General features: G+C 42.5%; 19 protein-coding genes. 18 read left to right on the top strand and 1 reads right to left on the bottom strand.

Annotation, left to right across the window (positions count from 1 at the left end):
• Nucleotides 1-25 precede the first annotated feature (25 nt).
• Entirely contained in the window at nucleotides 26-1,261 is a 1,236-nt protein-coding gene (locus tag MKY20_RS20865) for a M16 family metallopeptidase (protein WP_217025416.1), read from the top strand.
• A gap of 148 nt (nucleotides 1,262-1,409) precedes the next feature.
• Complete coding sequence (locus tag MKY20_RS20860; RefSeq protein ID WP_009330694.1) at nucleotides 1,410-1,664, top strand: YlmC/YmxH family sporulation protein; 255 nt, start codon at nucleotides 1,410-1,412, stop codon at nucleotides 1,662-1,664.
• A 93-nt stretch (nucleotides 1,665-1,757) separates the two neighbouring features.
• Here MKY20_RS20860 and MKY20_RS20855 read toward each other — a convergent pair whose 3' ends face one another.
• Entirely contained in the window at nucleotides 1,758-2,060 is a 303-nt protein-coding gene (locus tag MKY20_RS20855; protein ID WP_157380159.1) for a hypothetical protein, read from the bottom strand.
• On the opposite strand from MKY20_RS20855, the gene dpaA reads away from it, so the two are divergent.
• The 16 genes from dpaA (at nucleotide 2,032) to yfmH (ending at nucleotide 22,129) form a co-directional block, all read left to right on the top strand.
• Nucleotides 2,032-2,934 carry a dipicolinic acid synthetase subunit A gene (gene dpaA / locus MKY20_RS20850; protein WP_009330693.1) on the top strand — a complete coding sequence of 301 codons (903 nt, stop codon included), beginning with the start codon at nucleotides 2,032-2,034 and terminating at the stop codon, nucleotides 2,932-2,934. The two genes, MKY20_RS20855 and dpaA, sit on opposite strands and share 29 nt — an antisense overlap.
• Nucleotides 2,931-3,530, top strand: coding sequence for a dipicolinate synthase subunit B (dpaB, locus tag MKY20_RS20845; protein ID WP_019381787.1), 600 nt, complete (start codon nucleotides 2,931-2,933; stop codon nucleotides 3,528-3,530). The genes dpaA and dpaB overlap by 4 nt, the downstream gene beginning before the upstream one ends.
• 291 nt (nucleotides 3,531-3,821) lie before the next feature.
• Nucleotides 3,822-4,871, top strand: a complete 1,050-nt coding sequence (gene asd, locus MKY20_RS20840) for an aspartate-semialdehyde dehydrogenase (RefSeq protein WP_019381789.1) — start codon at nucleotides 3,822-3,824, stop codon at nucleotides 4,869-4,871.
• A 41-nt stretch (nucleotides 4,872-4,912) separates the two neighbouring features.
• Nucleotides 4,913-6,157, top strand: coding sequence for an aspartate kinase (gene dapG / locus MKY20_RS20835; protein ID WP_009330689.1), 1,245 nt, complete (start codon nucleotides 4,913-4,915; stop codon nucleotides 6,155-6,157).
• Between the two features lie 126 nt (nucleotides 6,158-6,283).
• Nucleotides 6,284-7,150: a 4-hydroxy-tetrahydrodipicolinate synthase gene (gene dapA, locus MKY20_RS20830; protein WP_009330688.1), complete on the top strand. Its 867-nt coding sequence runs from the start codon at nucleotides 6,284-6,286 to the stop codon at nucleotides 7,148-7,150.
• Nucleotides 7,151-7,611: 461 nt separating this feature from the next.
• Nucleotides 7,612-9,279 (top strand): ribonuclease J, encoded by a 1,668-nt coding sequence (locus MKY20_RS20825; RefSeq protein WP_251266686.1) that lies wholly within the window; start codon nucleotides 7,612-7,614, stop codon nucleotides 9,277-9,279.
• A gap of 127 nt (nucleotides 9,280-9,406) precedes the next feature.
• Nucleotides 9,407-10,159, top strand: coding sequence for a ClpP family protease (locus MKY20_RS20820; protein WP_019381791.1), 753 nt, complete (start codon nucleotides 9,407-9,409; stop codon nucleotides 10,157-10,159).
• Nucleotides 10,156-10,377, top strand: coding sequence for a YlzJ-like family protein (locus MKY20_RS20815; protein ID WP_009330685.1), 222 nt, complete (start codon nucleotides 10,156-10,158; stop codon nucleotides 10,375-10,377). Before MKY20_RS20820 ends, MKY20_RS20815 begins: the two co-directional genes overlap by 4 nt.
• 164 nt (nucleotides 10,378-10,541) lie before the next feature.
• On the top strand, nucleotides 10,542-12,869 hold the full coding sequence (locus tag MKY20_RS20810) for a DNA translocase FtsK (protein ID WP_251266685.1): 2,328 nt from the start codon (nucleotides 10,542-10,544) through the stop codon (nucleotides 12,867-12,869).
• Nucleotides 12,870-13,296: 427 nt separating this feature from the next.
• On the top strand, nucleotides 13,297-14,022 hold the full coding sequence (locus tag MKY20_RS20805) for a GntR family transcriptional regulator (RefSeq protein WP_009330683.1): 726 nt from the start codon (nucleotides 13,297-13,299) through the stop codon (nucleotides 14,020-14,022).
• Nucleotides 14,023-14,090: 68 nt separating this feature from the next.
• Complete coding sequence (locus MKY20_RS20800; RefSeq protein ID WP_009330682.1) at nucleotides 14,091-15,197, top strand: BMP family lipoprotein; 1,107 nt, start codon at nucleotides 14,091-14,093, stop codon at nucleotides 15,195-15,197.
• A gap of 238 nt (nucleotides 15,198-15,435) precedes the next feature.
• On the top strand, nucleotides 15,436-16,971 hold the full coding sequence (locus MKY20_RS20795) for an ABC transporter ATP-binding protein (protein WP_009330681.1): 1,536 nt from the start codon (nucleotides 15,436-15,438) through the stop codon (nucleotides 16,969-16,971).
• Nucleotides 16,964-18,010, top strand: coding sequence for an ABC transporter permease (locus tag MKY20_RS20790; protein ID WP_019381794.1), 1,047 nt, complete (start codon nucleotides 16,964-16,966; stop codon nucleotides 18,008-18,010). Before MKY20_RS20795 ends, MKY20_RS20790 begins: the two co-directional genes overlap by 8 nt.
• Nucleotides 18,011-18,970 carry an ABC transporter permease gene (locus MKY20_RS20785; RefSeq protein WP_009330679.1) on the top strand — a complete coding sequence of 320 codons (960 nt, stop codon included), beginning with the start codon at nucleotides 18,011-18,013 and terminating at the stop codon, nucleotides 18,968-18,970.
• Between the two features lie 589 nt (nucleotides 18,971-19,559).
• Nucleotides 19,560-20,840 carry an EF-P 5-aminopentanol modification-associated protein YfmF gene (yfmF, locus tag MKY20_RS20780; protein WP_019381795.1) on the top strand — a complete coding sequence of 427 codons (1,281 nt, stop codon included), beginning with the start codon at nucleotides 19,560-19,562 and terminating at the stop codon, nucleotides 20,838-20,840.
• Nucleotides 20,840-22,129 (top strand): EF-P 5-aminopentanol modification-associated protein YfmH, encoded by a 1,290-nt coding sequence (yfmH, locus tag MKY20_RS20775; protein WP_019381796.1) that lies wholly within the window; start codon nucleotides 20,840-20,842, stop codon nucleotides 22,127-22,129. The genes yfmF and yfmH overlap by 1 nt, the downstream gene beginning before the upstream one ends.
• The last annotated feature ends 23 nt before the right edge of the window (nucleotides 22,130-22,152 follow it).

Below are 22,152 nucleotides of genomic sequence, written 5' to 3'. Positions count from 1 at the left end.
GGGTTTCAGAACAGGAGGAATTTACTTGATCAAGAAATATACATGCCAAAACGGAGTAAGAGTCGTACTAGAAAACATTCCAACCGTCCGTTCTGTTGCGATCGGAGTATGGATCGGAACAGGTTCACGAAACGAGATTCCCGAAAATAATGGAATCTCTCATTTCCTCGAGCACATGTTTTTTAAGGGAACGAAAACAAGATCAGCCCGGGAAATTGCCGAGAGCTTTGATAGCATTGGCGGCCAGGTGAACGCATTCACCTCAAAAGAATATACATGTTATTACGCAAAAGTACTCGATACCCATTCTGACTTTGCTCTTGAAGTCCTTTCTGATATGTTTTTTAACTCCACGTTTGTGGATGAGGAACTGAACAAAGAAAAGAATGTTGTTTATGAAGAAATCAAAATGTATGAAGACACGCCTGATGATATTGTACATGATCTTTTGAGTAAGGCAATCTATGAGAACCACTCTCTTGGCTATCCGATCCTTGGCACTGAGGGAACGCTAGCCACGTTTAATGGTGAAACATTAAAGCAGTATATGCATGAAACCTATACACCTGAAAACGTTGTGATTTCCATTGCCGGAAATATCGATGAGTCTTTCATCAAAGAAGTAGAAAAATATTTTGGATCCTATGAAGGCGGAAATAGAGAACGCTCAGAGCAGAAGCCAGAATTCCATTCAAACCATCTTGCCCGTAAAAAGGATACCGAGCAGGCACATCTTTGCTTGGGGTTCGAGGGGCTGCAGGTAGGGCATGAGGATATATACAATCTGATTGTTTTAAATAATATTTTGGGCGGAAGCATGAGCAGCCGCTTATTCCAGGATGTCAGGGAACAAAAAGGATTGGCATATTCTGTTTTCTCTTATCATTCTGCCTTCCAGGATAGCGGTATAGTGACGCTATACGGCGGAACAGGCGCTAAACAGCTGGATGTACTGTTTGATACGATTCAGGAAACTCTTGCCACTCTTAAAAAAGAAGGCATCACAGATAAAGAGCTGAATAACAGTAAAGAACAGCTTAAAGGAAGTTTGATGCTTAGCCTTGAAAGTACAAACAGCAGAATGAGCCGGAATGGCAAAAACGAACTGCTGCTGGGCCGCCATCGTTCTATGGATGAAATTGTAGAAGAAATCGATGCAGTTTCCATGCAAGGCGTGAATGACATGGCGAAGTCCATTTTCACAGAGCATTACTCTGTGGCTTTAATCAGCCCGGAGGGAGAACTTCCGAAAAACCTTTAATAAGTTTGTTGTGTCCCGATTGCAAAACCGGAAATCAACATGAGAGAAACAGCCTGTATTCTGCAGGCTGTTTTCTTTTGTCTTGGACTTCTAAAACTTCTCCCAGAACGATAAAAATATAGAGAAAGAGAAAAGAGGAGGGCAGAGGATGAGATTAAGTGAGCTGAGCGGAAAGGAAATCGTGGATGTGAAGCGTGCGGAACGGCTTGGGGTGCTTGGGCAGACAGATCTTGAAATAAATGAAAAAAGTGGACAGATCCAGGCATTGCTCATTCCTTCATTAAAGTGGTTCGGCTTCAAGCGGCAAGGAGACGAAATTCGGGTATCATGGCAGCATATAAGAAAGATAGGCAATGACATGATCATTATTGATATTCCGGAAAATGATGGTCAGCAGGAATAATCTTGAAAGAAGGGCCGATTAGGTCCTTTTTGTTTTTTGGAATCTCATCTCCTTAATGTCTAAAAATTTCTTTCCACGCTGATCCATTTTCTTTTAAATGGAAAACTCACCTATTGCCCCCTTCATACATAAGATGTTGAAGTAGTTCAATACAACAATTCCCTTATGGTTATTAGATGAATTGCCGGCCAAAAAAACGCCACATTTCGTATAAGATAAATCTGCTTGTGCAATTGCTGTCTCGTGCCGCAGCTGTTGTATAGTGGCGATGCCGGTGCGAGGATATTTTTTACCAGGAGTCATGCGGTCATTGGCTTCAAAAATAAATGCTTTCTTAAAAAGAAAGAAAAAAGAAGGTGAGTGTTGCATGCTGACAGGAACCCAAATAGCAGTCATCGGCGGTGATGCAAGGCAGCTCGAAATCATCCGGAAACTGACTGAGCTTGATGCAAAGCTCTCATTAATCGGATTTGAGCAGCTGGATCATGCGTTCTCTGGTGCGGTAAAAGAAAAAATAGATGAAGTGGATTTTTCCCATATAGACGCGATTATTTTGCCTGTTCCCGGCACGGGCCTTGAGGGGCAGATTGAAACAATTTTTTCCAATGAAAAGGTGACTCTTGAAGAGGAAATTCTCTCGCAGACTCCAGCACACTGTACAGTTTATTCCGGCATAACCAACTCGTATTTAACAGGAGTTACCAAGTCGGCAGACCGCCGTCTTGTTCAATTATTTGAAAGAGATGATGTAGCCATTTACAATTCAATTCCAACAGTAGAAGGAACTATCATGATGGCGATCCAGCATACTGATTTCACCATTCATGGATCTAATATAGCCGTAATCGGCCTTGGCAGAGTTGGAATGAGTGTAGCAAGAACCTTTCGTGCACTGGGTGCAAAAGTAAAGGTAGGCGCGAGAAAAAGTGAACACATTGCCCGGATAACAGAAATGGGTCTTACCCCATTCAACCTGAAAGAGATTGAAGATGCTGTAAAAGATGTTGATATTTGCATAAATACTGCTCCTCATTTAGTTGTAACAGCGTCCGTCATTTCGAAAATGCCTACACATACGCTTATCATTGACCTGGCTTCAAAGCCCGGAGGAACCGATTTTCGCTATGCGGAAAAACGGGGAGTGAAAGCGCTGCTCGCACCAGGCCTGCCTGGAATCGTTGCTCCGAAAACAGCGGGGCAGATACTGGCGAATGTTCTTTCTCAATTGATTATGGAAGATTTGCAAAAGAGAAAGGGGAATACAAAATGAGTTTGAAAGGAAAAAGAATCGGATTTGGTTTAACAGGATCACATTGCACATACGATGCAGTGTTTCCGGAAATAGAAAGGCTCGTTCTTGCAGGGGCTGAAGTGCTTCCGGTTGTAACCTTTACGGTAAAGAGCACTGAGACTAGATTCGGGAAAGGGGAAGACTGGGTTCAAAGAATTGAAGATCTGACTGGAAATAAAGTGATCGATTCAATTGTGAAAGCGGAACCGCTGGGACCTAAGATACCTCTGGATTGTATGGTGATTGCCCCGCTAACTGGAAATACCATGAGCAAATTTGCCAATGCCATGACCGATTCGCCCGTCCTGATGGCAGCAAAGGCAACTTTAAGAAACGGCAAACCAGTTGTGCTCGGAATATCCACCAATGATGCATTGGGTTTAAACGGGGTAAACTTAATGAGACTAATGGCTACGAAAAATATTTATTTTATTCCATATGGCCAGGACGATCCTGTAAAGAAGCCAAATTCAATGGTGGCAAGAATGACAGCATTATCTGACACAGTGATTCATGCCATGGAAGGCAAGCAGCTGCAGCCTGTTTTAGTGGAAAGATATAAAGACGAAAGTTAGCCCCCTATTTTTTCTAGCAAAAATTTTTAGTCCTTTAGTGAACGAATATGTTAGAATAAAGGTTATTAAGATAACCAACCTCCAAGCTGTGTTTAATTTAATATTAACACCTTGGAGTAATGACAATATGCTGATAATATAAATGGAAGCCTGCCATCTTCAAAATCAGGCAGGAAAACGGCTGCCAATTGTATTTGGCTGCCGTTCTATTGAATTTTGGGCATATTGCTTTTTCACTAAAAAACTAATTTTGCTAGAAAAATATAATGGTACTGGAAGGGGAAAAGAAATTTGGAACAGAAAAAAGGATTTCATGTCGCGGTAGTTGGAGCAACAGGTGCAGTTGGTCAGCAAATGATTCAAACACTTGAAAATAGAGAATTTCCAATCTCTGAATTAACACTTTTATCATCAGCCCGTTCTGCAGGCTCGAAGGTAACATTCAATGGACAGGAGTATACGGTTCAGGAAGCAAAGCCAGAGAGCTTTAAAGGCGTGGACATCGCATTATTCAGTGCCGGCGGAAGCGTATCCAAGGAACTTGCTCCACATGCGGTTGAACATGGTGCCATTGTGGTAGACAACACAAGTGCATTCCGTATGGATCCAAATGTGCCTCTTGTCGTACCTGAAGTAAATGAAGACGACCTTCATACACATAATGGCATTATCGCCAATCCAAACTGTTCTACGATTCAAATGGTTGTAGCACTAAAGCCGGTTAAAGAAAAATACGGTTTGAAAAAAGTGATTGTTTCTACTTACCAGGCTGTTTCAGGTTCAGGAGCAGCTGCAGTTCAAGAGCTGAATGAGCAGACAAAAGCCATTATAAATAATGAAGAGTATGAGCCTGCAATTCTTCCTGTTAAGAGCGATAAAAAACACTATCAGATTGCTTTCAATGCGATTCCGCAAATTGATAAGTTTCAGGATAATGGCTACACTTTTGAAGAAATGAAAATGATCAATGAGACAAAGAAAATCATGCATATGCCAGGGCTGCAAGTGGCTGCTACATGTGTGCGTCTCCCGGTGGCAACCGGACACTCAGAGTCCCTTTATTTTGAAGTGGATACAGACGGCGTTGCTGCAAATGAAATAAAGAGCCTTCTTGAAAGTGCACCAGGTGTTGTCCTGCAGGATGATCCGGATAATCAGATTTACCCAATGCCTGCTGATTGTGTCGGTAAAAATGATGTGTTTGTCGGCCGTATCCGCAAAGATTTGGATGAGGATAAAGGCTTCCATATGTGGGTGGTTTCTGATAATCTTCTTAAAGGGGCTGCATGGAATTCCGTGCAGATCGCCGAAAGCTTAATTAAACTTGGAATAGTGAAATAGTTAACGTATTCTCTTTATGTTGAGAGGTTAGAGGTGTTTTAATGAATATCATCGTTCAAAAATATGGAGGCACATCAGTTCGCGATGAAAATAGCCGCGAACATGCGCTTAAGCACATAAAAAAAGCGCTGGCTGACGGATATAAGGTTGTTGTTGTTGTTTCAGCGATGGGCCGAAAAGGCGATCCTTATGCAACAGACACACTGCTTTCGCTTGTAGAAGGCAATAACAGCAAGATCAGCAAACGCGAAACGGATCTGCTTTTATCCTGCGGTGAAGTCATCTCAAGTGTCGTTTTTTCAAACATGCTGAATGAACATGGAATCACAGCAGCAGCTTTAACAGGGGCACAGGCAGGATTTAGAACAAATAATGATCATACAAATGCAAAAATTATCGATATGAAGTGCGACAGACTATTGAAAGAGCTTGAGAATCAAGATGTCATCGTCGTTGCAGGTTTTCAGGGTTCTTCTAAAACCGGTGATGTCACAACGATCGGAAGGGGCGGCAGTGATACCTCCGCAGCGGCTCTTGGCGCAGCCCTAAATGCCGAGTGGATTGATATCTTTACTGATGTGGAAGGCATCATGACTGCTGATCCGCGCATAGCCGAAAATGCACGCCCATTATCAGTTGTCACTTATACGGAAGTCTGCAATATGGCGTATCAGGGTGCTAAGGTTATTCACCCTCGTGCTGTCGAAATTGCCATGCAGGCCAAGATTCCGATCAGAATCCGCTCAACATACTCCGATAGTCTCGGAACACTTGTCACAACTTTGAATAAGAACAGGCGCGGGACAGATATTAAAGAGCGCTCCGTAACAGGAATTGCCCACGTATCCAATGTGACTCAAATAAAGGTTCTTGCGAAGAAAGATCAATATGATCTTCAGTCTGAGGTCTTTAAAGCGATGGCAAACCAGGGGATAAGCGTCGACTTTATCAATATATATCCAAATGGCGTCAACTACACGGTTACGGAAGAAATGACTGATAAAGCGATTAGTATTCTAAAGGGCCTGGGTCACGATCCACTGGTTGAAAGAGAGTGCGCAAAGGTTTCGGTTGTAGGTGCAGGAATGCAGGGTGTTCCTGGTGTGGCTTCACGAATTGTGACAGCATTGTCCGAGCAGGGAATTCGTATCTTGCAATCTGCAGACAGCCATACAACAATATGGGTTCTGGTGAAGCAGGCAGATTTGATAAAGTCTGTTAATGCATTGCACGATGCTTTTCGCCTGGAAGAAGATTTGGCAGAATATGAGAGAACAGACATTTAATCTAAGAAAAATATCATGTTTAAAAAGGGGAAGAAAGCCCTTCAGCGGTTAACGACGGATTTGCATCCTATTCGGCAGATCCGCCCGTTTCTTCCGGTCTTTTAAACATCTGCAAGGAGTGTAAACATGGTTCTATTTGGCCGAGTATCAACAGCAATGGTAACGCCATTCGATCATAAGGGACATATTGATTTCCCTAAAACAACACAGCTTATCAATCATCTTATTGAAAACGGTACAGATTCATTGGTAATTGCCGGAACTACCGGCGAGTCGCCAACATTGACCAAAGAGGAAAAGCTGGCATTATTCAAACACGCAGTGAAAGTGGCTGACAAACGTGTGCCTGTAATTGCAGGCACTGGGAGCAATAATACGTACGAATCCATTGAATTAACGAAAAAAGCAGAGCAAATTGGTGTAGATGCCATCATGATCGTTGCACCTTATTACAATAAGCCAAATCAGGAAGGGCTTTATCAGCATTTCAAGGCAATTGCAGAAAACACGAGCCTCCCAGTAATGGTTTACAATATTCCTGGCCGCTCTTCGGTCAATATTCTGCCTGAAACGATCATCCGCCTTTCGGAAATTCCAAACATTGCGGCAGTTAAAGAAGCAAGCGGAGATCTGAATGCTATGGCAAAAATCATTGCCAATACGGATGAGGACTTTATGCTTTATAGCGGTGATGACGGGCTTACTCTTCCATGCATGGCAATTGGGGGAACTGGAATCGTGTCTGTGGCTTCCCATGTGATTGGCAATGAAATGCAGGAAATGATCACAGCTTACCTGAATGGTGAAAATGAAAAGGCTGCAAAAATCCATCAGAAAATTCTTCCGATCATGGAAGGCCTTTTTGCTGCCCCAAGCCCAGTGCCTGTAAAAACAGCGCTGCAGCTTAGAGGGCTGGATGTCGGATCCGTCCGTCTTCCTATGGTTCCGTTAACAGAACAGGAACGCAGCGCAGTTGCTGCCCTATTTAAATAATTCCGTGCTTGCCAACCAGTGTTTTGCTGGTTGGTTTTTATTTTTGTCAATAAGCCGTCTTTCGAGCTTCCATGAAACCAGAAATATAATGCCTTGAGATGAATGGCCATGGAGCTCGCATGAAGCTTTAAAATCAAAAGCCTTGAGAGAAAACGATCGTCATGGAGCCCGCATGAAGCCCAAAACCAAAAGCGTTGAGAGGAAACGGTCGCCAGTGAGCCCGCATAAAGCCCAAAATCAAAAGCTGAAAGTGGAAATGGTCGTCATGGGTCTTCCAAGTACCCTAAACCAGAGCCAACATTTTTCTACAATGAAACTCTGTAAGTTTATGAGAAGGCAAAAGTATCTTGCCCGCCCTATTAAGCCCTATGTATAAATTTGGTTGTCATGGTTTTATGACTTCAAGTATAATATGGATAACTGATCTTGATCGGCTGAACATGCATGGGAGGATACGTACATTGAAAAAGAGACAGAATGAAAGCATCAAGCTAGCAGCACTCGGAGGAGTCGGAGAACTTGGGAAGAATATGTATTTGGCAGAGGTGGACGAGGACATATATGTAATCGATGCCGGATTAATGTTCCCTGAAAATGAAATGCTCGGAATTGACATCGTGATACCGGATATTACATATTTAGTTCAAAACAAGGAAAGAGTGAAAGGAATTTTTCTGACACATGGGCATGAGGATCATATTGGCGGCCTGTCTTATGTGCTGACAAAGGTCAATGTTCCTGTTTATGGGACAAAGCTGACTCTGGCGCTGGCCAAAGCCAAAATGAAGGAACAGGAATACAGAGGCAAAGCAAAGTTTATTGAAATAAATTCAGATACCAAGGTTGAATTTGATTCGGCAGATGTAACTTTTTTCAGGACTGGCCATAGCATACCGGATAGTGTCGGAGTGGCTATCCATACTTCCGAAGGTGCGATTGTATATACAGGAGACTTCAAATTTGATCAGGCAGCGACTGCCTTATACAAACCTGAAATCGGCAAAATGGCGCGCTTAGGGGAAGAGGGGGTTCTTTGCCTGCTATCTGACAGTACAGAAGCAGAAAAGCCGGGGTACACCAACTCAGAATCGAAAGTGGCCAAAGAGATGACAGCTGCATTCTATGCTGCTAAGGGGAGAGTCATTGCAGCTTCCTTTGCTTCTGACTTAATCCGCATACAGCATATTTTTGATGCGGCCATGGAAACGGGCAGAAAAGTGGCAGTGGTCGGGAGAAGTCTGCAAAAGATCTTTGATATTGCCATGCAGCTTGGATACTTGCAGGTCGGAGAAGATGTGATAATACCTGTCGCTGAAATCAGCAAATACAGTGATGACCAGATCGTTGTTCTTACCACAGGTAATCAGGGGGAGCCGATTGAAGCCCTTCAAAAAATGGCGAAGCAGTCTCATAGACAGGTGAATATCAAGAAGGATGATACCGTTTTACTGGCCGCATCTCCATTAAGGGGAACAGAGGTATTAATTTTTAAAACGATTGATATGCTGTTTAGAGCTGGTGCTGAAGTCATCCCTGGAAAGGGAACTTTTAATACCTCCAGCCATGGCAGCCAGGAAGAACTTAAATTTATGATTAATCTGATGAGTCCGAAATTCTTCATTCCAGTTCATGGGGAATACCGTATGCTGAAAGCGCATGCTAAAATTGCCAAGGACTGCGGAATATCAAGCGGACAAATTTTCATCCCTGATAAAGGCGATGTAGCAGAAATTAAAGATGGTGTAATCGTTCCCGGAGGAAAAATCCCTTCAGGAAATGTGCTGATTGATGGAATCGGTGTCGGCGACGTCGGAAATATCGTATTAAGGGATCGAAAGCTGCTTTCGCAGGATGGAATCTTATTAGTGGTGGTCACTCTTAATAAAAAGGAAAAGAAAATATCAGCTGGCCCTGAAATCATTACAAGAGGTTTTGTATATGTCAGGGAATCAGAAAAGCTTCTGGAGGAAGCTGTAAAAATAGTAAAGGAAGCGGTAGAGCAAAACCTTGCCAGAGAATCCTTTGACTGGTCCGGCATTAAGCAGGATATGCGTGACAGCCTGAATCAGTATCTGTATGAAAAAACAAAACGCAGACCAATGATCCTTCCAATTCTGATGGAGGGATAACAAATAAAACACAGCCTGGAATTCAATGCCAGGCTGTGTTTTTTGCCTTCTGTCTTCAGCAATAAAACGCATGAAAAAGAATCCCGCGTTCATACTAACAATATATTGCTTGAAGGGAGAAATAAGGATGGAAAACGATATGAAAAATAACCGCAATGAGGGCGGGGAAGGGCAAGAACAGCCAAAAGAGGATAAACCATCTGCTCTTATGGAGAAGATTCAGCAGCTTGGACAAACGAATGTGCCTCAGCTGTCTCAGGATTCCAAAATTCATTGCCTGACCATTGTCGGACAAGTAGAAGGACATCTTCAGCTGCCGCCGCAAAATAAAACAACAAAATATGAACACTTAATTCCTCAAATTGTAGCGATTGAGCAAAACCCAAAGATAGAAGGTCTTTTGGTCATTTTGAATACAGTAGGCGGTGATGTGGAAGCCGGACTGGCAATATCAGAAATGCTGGCATCTTTATCAAAGCCAACCGTCTCCATTGTCCTTGGAGGAGGCCATTCCATTGGTGTGCCTATTGCTGTTTCATGCGATTATTCATTTATTGCAGAGACGGCTACGATGACCATCCACCCTATCAGACTGACCGGCCTGGTAATCGGTGTGCCGCAAACTTTTGAGTATATGGATAAAATGCAGGATCGGGTCATTAATTTTGTAACAAAGCATTCAAATATTTCCGAACAGAAATTTAAAGACCTGATGTTTGATAAAGGCAACCTAACCAGGGATATTGGGACAAACGTGGTCGGCAGGGATGCTGTTGAATATGGCCTGATTGATGAAGTTGGCGGGGTAGGGCCTGCGCTGGCAAAGCTGAATGAGCTGATAGATATGAATAAACCTAAAGAAGAAGTGATGGTTCAATGATCCTTTATACAATGATGCCCCAAGAGCTCATTTACCAAAATGAGCAGGATGATTTTGGCAAACAGAAAATTGTGTCTTATGAAGGAATCCCGCTCTTAGTTGAAATGAACGCAGGACAGGAATGCCGAATCTTAAGAATCATGAGCAGCGACCCCACCCATTATATGGATGAAAGATATACTCCCGGGTCCATGATCACCTTGACGCAGTTAAGCTGAGAAATACATTCAAAAAACAACTTAATTAAGAATTGATATGATATAATAAAAGTAACTTTAGAAGCAGCCAAAAAATGGCTGCTTCTTCTTTCATAGCAGACATGATGTATTACATAATGGATTTTTGATGATGCTGTTAATAAGAACAATGATAAGGTGATAAAATGGCCAAAAGAAAGAAAAGAAAATCTAAAAAGAGCGAAACACTGAAACGGACAATGAAATTTGAACTTATTGCGCTGATCATACTGGCACTTGCTGTAATATCAATTGCTAAACTGGGAGCGGTCGGCAAAGCAACCGTGCTTTTTTTCCGTTTCTTTATGGGAGAATGGTACATGCTCAGCCTGATAGGATTAGTCATATTTTCAGGTTACCTGATGTGGAAGAGATCTCTTCCCTATCTATTCCACACAAAATTAATTGGCATTTATCTCATTATCAGCTCCCTGCTGCTGTTAAGCCATGTCACATTATTTCAGCTTCTCTCAAATGGCGGGAAGTTTGATGATCCAAGTGTGATAGCCAATACATGGGAACTATTCCGGATGGAGGTCCGGGGAGAAACAAGCACAACCGATTTAGGCGGCGGAATGCTGGGGGCAATTTTTTTCGCACTGTTTTATTATCTTTTTGATGAAGCAGGTTCAAAGATTGTGGCCTTTTTATTAATTATTATCGGTTTCGTTCTCATTACAGGAAAAACGTTCGGAGATGCTGCCGGAAAAATGATGGCCGCAATGCTGAATTTCTGTAAAAAACAATGGGCTGCTTTTATAGATGATATGAAAGAATGGAAACAAAATAGCAGAGCAAGACGAGAAGAAAGACAGTCAAGAAGAGAAGAAGAACAGCAGGCTCTCCAGCACGAAGAAGAACCAGAGACTGTTATTACCATCAATAATACTGCTGAACCGGCGCCAGAACCGATTATTTCAAGCTTTGCCGAAAGAGCTTATCAGGAGGATCCTCAGGAAGCGGCTTCTAATCAGGTTCAGGAAGCAGCAGAGACTGAACCGGAGGATGAGAATGCGCCGCCAATTACGTTTACTGAAGTGGAAAACAAAGACTATGAGCTGCCGCCAATCAGACTATTGAAATTGCCAAGGCAGACGGATCAAAGTGGTGAGTATGAGCTTATCCATGCGAATGCTGCTAAGCTCGAAAGAACATTTCAGAGTTTTGGGGTAAAAGCGAGAGTGACACAGGTTCATTTAGGACCCGCTGTTACAAAATATGAGGTTCATCCCGATGTTGGGGTAAAGGTAAGCAAAATCGTTAGTCTGAATGATGATTTGGCACTGGCACTGGCAGCCAAGGATATCCGGATAGAAGCACCAATTCCCGGAAAATCCGCCATAGGAATAGAAGTTCCTAACTCTGAAGTAGCCATGGTTTCTCTTAGGGAAGTTATTGAATCCAAGCAAAACGACAAACCGGACTCGAAGCTATTAATCGGGCTTGGCCGTGATATTACCGGAGAGGCTGTCCTTGCAGAACTCAACAAAATGCCCCATCTTCTTGTTGCCGGTGCAACAGGAAGCGGGAAGAGTGTGTGCATTAACGGAATCATTACCAGCATTTTGATGAGGGCAAAACCGCATGAAGTAAAATTAATGATGATCGATCCAAAAATGGTGGAATTGAATGTATATAACGGGGTGCCGCATTTGCTGGCGCCGGTAGTGACAAATCCGAAGAAAGCAGCTCAGGCGCTGCAAAAAGTCGTCAATGAGATGGAAAGGCGCTATGAGCTTTTCTCCCATACCGGGACAAGAAATATCGAAGGCTATAATGAGTATGTAAAAAGGCATAATGCCGAAGAGGAAGCACAGCAGCCCCTTCTGCCGTACATTGTAGTTATAGTGGACGAGCTTGCAGATTTAATGATGGTAGCGTCCTCCGATGTCGAAGATGCCATCACGCGCCTTGCTCAAATGGCAAGGGCAGCGGGCATCCATTTAATCATCGCAACCCAGCGTCCGTCAGTAGATGTTATCACAGGTGTGATCAAAGCGAATATACCATCAAGGATTGCATTTGCCGTTTCATCCATGACGGATTCCAGAACCATTTTAGATATGGGCGGTGCTGAAAAACTTCTGGGAAGAGGCGATATGCTCTTCCTGCCTGTAGGTGCTTCCAAGCCAGTCCGTGTACAGGGTGCATTCCTGTCTGATGAAGAAGTAGAAGAGATCGTGGATTTCGTCATTGGTCAGCAGAAGGCACAATATCAGGAAGAGATGATTCCAGAGGATATCCCTGAAGCGTCAGGAGAAGTGGATGATGATCTTTATGAAGAAGCTGTTGAATTGATTCTGGAAATGCAGACTGCTTCTGTATCCATGCTTCAAAGGAGATTCAGGATCGGCTATACCAGAGCTGCAAGGCTGATTGATGAAATGGAAGCAAGGGGCATTGTCGGTCCATATGAAGGCAGCAAGCCAAGAGCTGTGCTGCAGGGCAAGCCTTCGGAAGAAGCAAGTTCCTAAACTTTATAAGAATGACACATTAAAAAATGGCCAGTCTTCGGACGGCCATTTTTTAATGTATTTGAGAGATATAGGGCAAAAAAATGACGTCAATAAAAAAAGGTATGGGAATATGCCATACTACTAAAAACGCTTACATAAAATGAAGAGGTATGGTACTTTCAACTCATCACAAAATAGGATTCATTGTCAGTTACTTTTTTAGCAGAAATCTTAAATGTAATCGTTTTCAAAGTAGTATTATACCAGAAAAAAGGAATTGGTACAGAGGGATTCACAAACATTTTGTTCTTTTCACCTTTTTTCGACAAATTGATAAATTTCTATTTCTTTATTGGGTAAAAAGTGTTATAGTATTTTCGATTAGTAGGAATGATTGAACATCAGAGGTCTGATGTCTTGAGAACTGAAGTTGGAGGAACCCTGCATGTCTATTAAGTCAGATAACCGGCATTTATATTTGCAAGTCATCGATCGATTAAAACAAGACATTGAAGATGGAGTTTATAAAGAAAAAGAAAAACTTCCGTCTGAATTTGATCTTGCCAAACAGCTTGGTGTTAGCAGAGCTACACTGAGGGAGGCATTGCGCATTCTTGAAGAAGAAAACGTAATTATCCGCCGTCATGGTGTAGGCACCTTTGTCAATGCAAAGCCGCTTTTCACATCAGGCATCGAACAGCTTAATAGTGTCACAAATATGATTTTGCAGGCAGGGATGAAGCCGGGAACCGTTTTCTTAAGTTCTGTAACTATGGGACCGACTGAAGATGATATCCGCAGATTCTCATGTTCGTTAGACCAGGAGATTGCCGTGATTGAGCGGGTGAGAACTGCAAATGGTGAACCGGTCGTTTATTGTGTGGATAAAGTTCCTGAGGATATTCTCCCGGACACATTTTCCCACGAACAAGAGTCGCTCCTCAACATGCTTGAAGAAGAGGCAAACCGGAAAATCACCTATGCTGTTGCCCAAATCGAGCCTATTGGCTATCACGAGAAAATTTCACCTATTCTGGAATGTGACCCTGAAACTGCATTGCTGGTATTAAAGCAGATGCATTTCGATGAAGCGGATACACCGATTCTCTATTCGGTCAATTATTTCAGAGCTGATAAGTTCAGTTTCCATGTCCTCAGAAAGAGAATCTAGCTTTTGGGGATATACGAAAACACAATTATTCCGCTAATGCAAAAACAATTTCTTAGGGGGTACCAACCTTGAAAAAGCGTAAATTCGGATTGGCGCTATCTTTAGTTCTTGCTGCTGGAACGATTCTGGGTGCTTGCGGCAAAAGCGAAGAAAAAGGCGGAGAAACAGCTGGCGGAGACGAAAAAGAAAAAGCATTCTCTGTAGCGATGGTAACAGATGTCGGCGGTGTAGATGATAAATCATTTAACCAATCTGCCTGGGAAGGATTACAGGCATTTGGTGAAGAGAATGGACTTGAAAAAGGAAAAGGCGGATTTGACTATCTTCAATCACAGTCAGATGCTGACTATTCTACAAACCTTAATACATTAGCTCGTCAAGATTTTGATCTTGTTTTCGGTATCGGATTCTTAATGGAAGGTGCAATCAATGAGATTGCCCAGCAGCAAAAGGATGCGCATTTCGGAATCGTTGACGCGGTTGTTGATCAGCCAAACGTAGCAAGCATCATGTTCAAAGAGCAGGAAGCTGCATTCCTTGCAGGTGTTGCTGCAGCAAAAGCAACTAAAGAAAACAAAATTGGTTTCATCGGCGGAATGGAGATTCCGGTTATCGAGCGATTCGAATCTGGATTCCTTGCTGGTGTTCAAGCGGTAAACCCTGATATTAAAGTAGAAGTTCAATATGCTGGAGCATTTGATAAAGCTGAATTAGGTCAGACAATTGCTTCTAAAATGTACTCTTCTGGCGTAGACGTAATCTTCCACGCTGCTGGCGGAACAGGCAACGGTCTATTCAAGGAAGCTCGTGACCTTAAAAAGAAAGACCCGGCAAGAGAACTTTGGGCAATTGGTGTTGACTCAGACCAGACAGCTGAAGGTGTAGTTGAAATCGATGGCAAAGAGCACAATGTAATCCTTACATCTGCACTTAAGCGTGTAGACAATGCTGTTAAGGACCTTTCTACAAAGGCAAAAGACGGCAGCTTCCCTGGCGGAGAAACGACTACTTACGGATTGGCTGAAGACGGTGTAGGCCTTGCTACTATCAATCCGGAAGTATCTACTAAAGCAGAAATCGAAGGTGCAGTTAAAGAATGGCAGGAAAAGATCAAGAATGGTGACCTGACTGTTCCATCTACAAAAGATGAACTGGCTTCTTTTTCAGCTGAATAATTTACTTACAAGGAATAAGCAGGTTGCACTGCGGCCTCTTATTCCTTTTTTTAAAATTAAAAGTTTAATTGAAGGACAGAAAAAATTCTGTATTTCACTTAGATTTTTAATGCAATAATCATATTTTTCTATTCATTAAGATGAGCTTGGCATTTTGGCCAGGTTTTTCTAAGAATTGCCAAGGTCTGACCTCTTACTACTAATGATTTCCATATATTTTGAGCAAGGAGTGAAACAAATGGATTATGTTATTGAAATGCTCAACATCCGCAAGGAGTTTCCTGGAATCGTAGCAAATGATAATATCACGCTTCAGCTGAAACCAGGTGAAATTCATGCGCTGCTTGGCGAAAATGGTGCGGGCAAATCAACATTAATGAACGTCCTTTTTGGCTTATATCAGCCTGAAAAGGGTGAAATAAAAGTTAAAGGAAAGCCGGTGCGCATCACCGATCCAAATATAGCAAACGACTTGGGCATCGGGATGGTCCACCAGCATTTCATGCTAGTAGACCGTTTCACCGTCACTGAAAATATTATTCTAGGAAAAGAAACGACTAAAGGCGGAAAAATAGATATTAAAAAGGCTGAGAAGGAAGTCAGGGAAATTTCTGAGCGATATGGACTTGCTGTTGACCCGCAGGCGAAAATTTCAGATATTTCTGTAGGAATGCAGCAGAGGGTAGAGATTTTAAAGACCCTTTATCGGGGAGCAGAAATCCTTATTTTTGATGAGCCTACTGCAGTTCTTACTCCACAGGAAATTAAAGAGCTTATTCAGATCATGAAAACCTTAATCCAGGAAGGCAAATCTATTATTTTAATCACCCACAAGCTGAAGGAAATAATGGAAGTTTGTGATCGAGTAACGGTCATCCGCAAAGGGGTCGGCATCGGTACGGTTAATGTCAGCGAGACGAATCCTAATGAACTTGCCAGTTTAATGGTGGGAAGGGAAGTTACTTTTAAAACGGATAAAACAGTATCGAAGCCACAGGAGCAAGTGCTTGAAATTCAGGATTTAAATGTAAAAGATTCCCGGGGGCTTGGCGTGGTTAATAAGCTTAACCTTAATGTACGGGCCGGGGAAATTGTCGGTATTGCCGGTGTAGATGGAAATGGACAGTCTGAGTTAATAGAAGCTATTACAGGTTTGAGGAAGTCTGAAAGCGGTTCAATTAAATTGAATGGCAAAGAAATTATTAATATGTCACCGCGGAAAGTAACGGAGACGGGCGTAGGGCATATCCCTCAGGACCGTCATAAGCATGGACTTGTACTTGATTTTCCAATTGGAGAGAATATGGTTCTGCAAACCTATTACAAAGCTCCATTCTCTAAAAAAGGTGTTCTGAACTTTAAAGAAATCTACAGCAAAGCAACAAAGCTGATTAAAGAATTCGACGTCAGAACCCCAAGTGAATATACACTTGCTAGGGCACTTTCCGGAGGTAACCAGCAGAAAGCCATAATCGGACGTGAAATTGACCGCAATCCAGATCTCCTGATCGCTGCTCAGCCGACACGCGGATTGGATGTCGGAGCAATTGAATACATTCACAAGCGTCTGATTGAACAGCGTGACCAGGGGAAAGCTGTGCTGCTTATTTCATTTGAATTGGATGAAATCATGAATGTCAGCGACCGTATTGCTGTTATTTATGAGGGTGAAATTGTAGCAGTAGTTGACCCGAAACAAACAACTGAACAAGAATTAGGTTTATTGATGGCCGGTTCTAAACGGAAGGAAGCGGGTGGCGAAAACCATGTCTAATCGCATGAAGAATATTGTCGTGCCTCTAGTTGCCGTTCTGCTCGGCGTATTAGTAGGTACAATCATAATGATAGCAACAGGGTATAATGCCGGATCTGCATTTAATGCCCTATGGAACGGTGCTTTTGGAGAAATCTACTACACTGGTGAAGTCGTCAGACAGGTCACACCTTATATTCTTGCCGGATTGGCAGTTGCATTTGCTTTCCGTACAGGCTTATTTAACATCGGTGTTGAAGGGCAGCTAATCGTCGGATGGCTTGCTGCTGTTTGGGTAGGGGTTGCATTTGAACTTCCAAAGTTCATCCATCTGCCGCTGGCTGTTCTTGCAGCTGCAGCAGCGGGTGCACTATGGGCATTTATTCCGGGATTGCTGAAAGCCAAGTTTAAAGTCCATGAAGTAATTGTCACGATCATGATGAACTATGTGGCATTGCATGTAACGAACTATATAATCCGTACGGTCCTTTCAGACAAAAGTGACCGTACGGAGATGATTGCAGACTCTGCATCACTGCGTTCCCCATTTCTTGAGGGCTTAACTGACTATTCCCGTCTGCACTGGGGAATTTTAATTGCTTTAGCTTGTGTGTTTATAATGTGGTTCCTATTAGAAAAAACATCAAAGGGATACGAATTGCGCTCTGTAGGCTTTAACCAGCATGCATCTGAATATGCAGGCATGAGCGTCAGCAAAAACATTATTCTTTCAATGGTAATCTCAGGAGCATTTGCTGGTCTTGCAGGTGCGATGGAAGCTTTGGGTACATTCGGATACGCAGCCATCAAAGGCGGATTTACCGGAGTAGGGTTTGATGGTATTGCGGTTGCCCTTCTGGGCGGTAACGGTCCAATCGGAATTATTTTTGCAGCATTGCTATTCGGAAGCTTGAAGGTCGGCGCCTTAAACATGCCGCTTGAAGCTGGAGTTCCAAATGAACTGGTGGATATTATCATTGCTCTTATTGTGTTCTTTGTTGCAGCAAGCTATATGATTCGCATCTTTATTGACCGTATCAGCAAAAAGGGGGTGAAGTAAGTGGGCTTAATGGAGATCCTATTAATTATTATTCCATCAACATTGCTTTGGGCAGCCCCGCTTATTTTCACTGGTTTGGGCGGAAACTTTTCAGAAAGCTCCGGTGTTGTAAATATTGGTTTAGAAGGATTGATGGTAATTGGAGCATTCACTGCCATAGTCTTTAACCTTACGTTCGTAGATGTATTTGGCAGCATGACCCCATGGGTAGCATTATTGGCAGCTATGGTTGTAGGAGCACTTTTATCCATCCTGCATGCTGTTGCTTCCATTACGTTTAGAGCAGACCAGGTAGTCTCAGGTGTTGCGATTAACCTTCTGGCAATTGGAGCTGCACTGTTCCTGGTTAAATTCATTTATGGAAAAGGCCAGACGGATATTATTCAAAAAGGGTTCAGCAAGGTGGATATACCATTTTTGAGCGATATACCCGTAATAGGAAAACTGTTTTTCTCAAACACATACTATACTTCATTTGCAGCGATTGCCGTGGCATTTCTTGCCTGGTTTGTGATGTTTAAAACTCCATTCGGGCTAAGGCTGAGAGCGGTTGGTGAACACCCAATGGCTGCAGATACAATGGGTATTAATGTTACCCGAATGAGATACATTGGGGTATTAATCTCCGGTGCCCTAGCAGGAATCGGCGGCGGTGTGTATGCACAATCCATTTCTTCAGATTTCGGCCATGCAACGATCAGCGGCCAGGGATTTATGGCATTGGCAGCATTGATCTTTGGTAAATGGCATCCGCTTGGTGTTATGGGGGCGGCTTTATTCTTTGGGTTTGCGCAAAGCTTGAGTATCATCGGCTCGAGCCTTCCATTCCTTGAGAATATTCCAAATGTATATCTTCTCATAGCACCATATGTTTTAACGATTCTGGCATTGACTGGTTTCATAGGACGCGCCGATGCTCCAAAAGCATCTGGTACTCCATATATAAAAGGAAAGCGCTAAACAGCAAAGCCTCATTTCATTTAGAAATGGGGCTTTTTTCAGCGCAAATCTTATCCTATTTTAATTTGTGATTCATTGAGGCAAATGTGTTAATATTTTGTTAATTAGATAAGAGATTAGAGGTTTGATTATGCGTTTTTCCTTATATATAGATGATTATGAAACAGAAAAGATTTTTTCCTATTTGCGCTGGCTTTTTTTGGCCGCTGCGGCTTTGTTGTTTTATTTGCCGGTACTTTCCGGCACTTTACGATGGAATAGTGAATCGTTTAGTATCTGTATCAGGCGAAGAATACCGGGAAAAACCAGGTGCATTTTGAATGCGGAAAAGTGATGAAAAATCATGATACTAAACTTAAGTCAGTCTTTGTAAGCTAACCCCTAAAAGGGGTTTTTATTTTGTTCTATAACCTTCCAAGACAGCCAATAACTTGAAATAAAGAAATAGGGCAAGGTATAGTAAGAATATGATTTAATACAAAGGATATTATAGAAGATAGCAGCAAAGTGTTTACATATAGGTGTTGATCCCTATTCTTAATACTGACCGTACTTTGGACTCATCAATCTACCGACAGGAGGAAAAGAAATGGCTGTAATCTCTGAATCCGTAAAAGCCATGAATGGCTTTAAGCTTCATGTAGTTAAAACAGAGAAATATAAAACCAATACACTGGTCTGGAAAATGAAAGCTCCGCTTGAAAAGGATACTGTTACATTAAGATCTTTATTGCCGCATGTCCTGCAAAGCAGCAGTTCGTCATACCCTGCAACCGGAAAGCTGCGCTCTTATCTAGATGAATTATATGGTGCAACTCTTTTTGTCGATTTGGCGAAAAAGGGTGAGTATCATGTCATTACCATTTCTGTTGAAATTGCAAATGAGAAGTTTCTTTCAGACCCAACGCCTCTATTGAAAAAAGCGTTCCAATTTTTATCGGAGATCCTGACTAAGCCAAATGTGCAAGGCGGGGCTTTTGACCAGGATACGGTTGAAAAAGAAAAAAGGACGCTGAAACAGCGGATTCAATCCGTTTATGATGATAAAATGCGCTATTCCAATTTTCGGCTGGTACAGGAAATGTGCAAGGATGAGCCATATGCGCTCCATGTGCATGGCGAGAAAGAAGATGTGGATAAAATTACGCCTGAAAGTCTATATGAATATTATCAGCAGGCAATGGCGCAGGATGAACTTGATTTATATGTAATAGGTGATGTGGACGAGGCAGATGCCGAATCCTACGCAAGGGAGCTTTTATCTTTAGAGGAAAGAACCCCGCAGGCAGCGCCGGCATCTAGAGGAAGAATCAGAGAATCTGTTAACGAAGTCAGGGAAGAACAGGATGTGAAGCAGGGGAAACTAAATATCGGCTATCGGACAAAAGTCGTTTACGGTGATTCTGATTATTATGCCCTGCAGGTATTCAATGGAATTTTTGGAGGCTTTTCACACTCAAAATTGTTCTTGAATGTCCGCGAAAAAGCCAGTCTCGCATACTATGTAGCCAGCCGCCTTGAAAGCCATAAAGGCTTAATGATGGTTATGTCGGGGATCGATAATAGTAATTATGACCAGGCAGTTAATATTATTAAAGAACAGCTGGAAGCCATGAAAAACGGGGACTTTACGGAACAGGAAATGGAGCAGACCAAAGCTGTCATAAAAAATCAGCTTTTGGAGACTGTTGATACAGCCCGCGGGATTGTCGAAGTCCTCTATCATAATGTTGTGTCAGGCAAAGAAATTACGCTTCAAACCTGGATGGATGAAATGAATAAGGTAACTAAAGAGGAAATTGCCGAAACAGCTAAGAAGGTCAGTTTGGATACAGTGTATTTCCTGACAGGAAAGGAGGCGGGCAAGTAATGGAAAAAATCACTTTTGACCAGCTTCAGGAAGAGCTGTATTATGAAAACCTTGAAAATGGGCTGGATGTATATGTTTTGCCGAAAAAGGGATTTAACAAGACCTATGCCACGTTTACAACGAAATATGGTTCGATCGACAATCATTTCCTGCCCCCCGGGAAAGATGATTTTGTAAATGTTCCTGATGGGATTGCCCATTTTTTGGAGCACAAGCTTTTTGAAAAAGAAGACGGAGATGTATTCCAGCAATTCAGCAAGCAGGGAGCATCAGCCAATGCATTTACTTCTTTTACGAGGACTGCTTATTTATTCTCCAGCACATCGAACGTAGAGTTGAACCTTGAGACTCTGATTGATTTTGTGCAGGACCCTTATTTTACAGAAAAGACTGTTGAAAAAGAGAAAGGCATCATCGGCCAGGAAATCACCATGTATGATGACAATCCTGACTGGCGCTTATATTTTGGACTGATCGAAAATATGTATAAAAACCACCCGGTTAAAATCGATATAGCAGGTACGATCGAGTCCATTTCCCATATTACAAAAGATATGCTGTATGAATGCTATGAAACCTTCTACCACCCAAGCAACATGCTGCTGTTCATCGTTGGACCCGTTGATCCGGATCAGATTATGTCTCAGGTTCGAACGAATCAAAGCAAGAAGGATTATAAAGAGATGCAGGAAATTAAACGCCAATTCGAAGAAGAGCCTGCTGAAGCGGCCGAAAAGAAAAAGGTTCTTGAGATGAATGTTCAGACCTCAAAGTGCCTTGTTGGGATAAAGAGCAGTAATGCAAATCAGTCCGGCAAAGAAATGCTCAAAAATGAACTGAGTCTGAATGTGCTGCTGGATATCTTATTCGGTAAAAGCTCTGAGCACTACAGCTCACTGTATAATGAAGGGTTAATTGATGACACATTCTCCTTTGATTATACACAGGAACAGGGCTTTGGATTTGCCATGGTCGGCGGGGACACAAATGATCCTGACCGTTTAGCTGATACATTGCAAAAGATGCTGCTGGATGCAAGGGAAAAGGGAGCTATTTCACAGGAAACACTTGATCGGACAAAAAAGAAGAAAATAGGTGCATTCCTGCGTGCTGTCAATTCACCTGAGTATATAGCCAATCAATTTACCCGGTATGCTTTTAATGAGATGGATTTGTTTGATGTTGTGCCGACGCTTGAAAGCATCACACTTGAGGATGTGGAAAATGCGGCTGGTCATTTGATTAGCGAAGAACGATTTACGGTTTGTCAGGTTGTGCCTAAAAAATAAAAAGCTGTTTCAGCAGAGCGCCA

The organism is Cytobacillus sp. FSL W8-0315 (assembly GCF_038002905.1).
Lineage (GTDB): Bacteria > Bacillota > Bacilli > Bacillales > Cytobacillaceae > Cytobacillus > Cytobacillus pseudoceanisediminis.
The sequence above is the reverse complement of the archived record's forward strand: the minus strand, read 5'-3'. Positions and strand labels throughout refer to the sequence as shown.

Coding starts and splice junctions, on each gene's coding strand:
- yfmF (WP_019381795.1), top strand. CDS start 19,560: ATGGCTGTAATCTCTGAATCCGTAAAAGCCATGAATGGCTTTAAGCTT.
- dapG (WP_009330689.1), top strand. CDS start 4,913: ATGAATATCATCGTTCAAAAATATGGAGGCACATCAGTTCGCGATGAA.
- dpaB (WP_019381787.1), top strand. CDS start 2,931: ATGAGTTTGAAAGGAAAAAGAATCGGATTTGGTTTAACAGGATCACAT.
- dpaA (WP_009330693.1), top strand. CDS start 2,032: ATGCTGACAGGAACCCAAATAGCAGTCATCGGCGGTGATGCAAGGCAG.
- MKY20_RS20815 (WP_009330685.1), top strand. CDS start 10,156: ATGATCCTTTATACAATGATGCCCCAAGAGCTCATTTACCAAAATGAG.
- yfmH (WP_019381796.1), top strand. CDS start 20,840: ATGGAAAAAATCACTTTTGACCAGCTTCAGGAAGAGCTGTATTATGAA.
- dapA (WP_009330688.1), top strand. CDS start 6,284: ATGGTTCTATTTGGCCGAGTATCAACAGCAATGGTAACGCCATTCGAT.
- MKY20_RS20860 (WP_009330694.1), top strand. CDS start 1,410: ATGAGATTAAGTGAGCTGAGCGGAAAGGAAATCGTGGATGTGAAGCGT.
- MKY20_RS20805 (WP_009330683.1), top strand. CDS start 13,297: ATGTCTATTAAGTCAGATAACCGGCATTTATATTTGCAAGTCATCGAT.
- MKY20_RS20855 (WP_157380159.1), bottom strand. CDS start 2,060: ATGACTGCTATTTGGGTTCCTGTCAGCATGCAACACTCACCTTCTTTT.
- MKY20_RS20795 (WP_009330681.1), top strand. CDS start 15,436: ATGGATTATGTTATTGAAATGCTCAACATCCGCAAGGAGTTTCCTGGA.
- MKY20_RS20790 (WP_019381794.1), top strand. CDS start 16,964: ATGTCTAATCGCATGAAGAATATTGTCGTGCCTCTAGTTGCCGTTCTG.
- MKY20_RS20820 (WP_019381791.1), top strand. CDS start 9,407: ATGGAAAACGATATGAAAAATAACCGCAATGAGGGCGGGGAAGGGCAA.
- MKY20_RS20810 (WP_251266685.1), top strand. CDS start 10,542: ATGGCCAAAAGAAAGAAAAGAAAATCTAAAAAGAGCGAAACACTGAAA.